The sequence below is a fragment of the Myceligenerans crystallogenes genome (assembly GCF_039529775.1).
GTDB classification, from domain to species: Bacteria; Actinomycetota; Actinomycetes; order Actinomycetales; family Cellulomonadaceae; genus Myceligenerans; species Myceligenerans crystallogenes.
Map to the genome: position 1 here is coordinate 1 of NZ_BAAANL010000020.1, position 750 is coordinate 750.

Sequence of the window (750 nt, forward strand, 5' to 3'; positions counted from 1 at the left end):
GAGTCGGCAAGGGAGAAGTCGATCCGGCACGGCCACCCCTCGACGCTGCACCTGTGGTGGGCCCGGCGCCCGCTCGCCGCGGCCCGCGCGGTCCTCTTCGCGCAACTCGTCGACGACCCGTCGTCACACCCCGACCGCTTCCCCACCGAGGAGGCCCAGAAGGCCGAGCGCCACCGCCTGCACGAGATCATCCGCGAACTGGTCAAGTGGGAGAACATCGGCAACGAGCGCGTCTACCGCGAGGCCCGCGCGGAGATCCAGGCCTCGACCGGCGGCAACCCGCCCGCGATCCTCGACCCGTTCGCCGGCGGCGGCACCATCCCCCTGGAAGCCCAGCGCCTCGGCCTGGAAGCCCACGCGAGCGACCTCAACCCCGTCGCCGTCCTCATCAACAAGGCCCTCATCGAGATCCCGCCGAAATTCGCGGGCCGACCACCCGTCTCCCCCGACGCCGAGCAACGCACCGACGGCTGGCCCCGCGCCACCGGCCTCGCCGAGGACGTCCGCCGCTACGGCGCCTGGATGCGCGACCGCGCCCAAGAACGCATCGGCCACCTCTACCCGCAGGCCGACGTCCCCATCCTCGGCCCCGACAACAAACCCACCGGCACCACGAAAAAGGCCACCGTCATCGCCTGGATCTGGGCCAGAACCGTCACCTGCCCCAACCCGGCCTGCGGCATCCAGATGCCACTGGTCCGGTCATGGTGGCTCGGCAAGAAGAAGGGCAAGGAGGCGTACGTCATCCCG

General features: G+C 70.9%; 1 protein-coding gene. It reads left to right on the forward strand.

What is annotated here, in order from left to right:
• Positions 1-750: DUF1156 domain-containing protein (locus ABD208_RS20375; protein WP_344106641.1), on the forward strand; the 750-nt coding region annotated here is incomplete at both ends.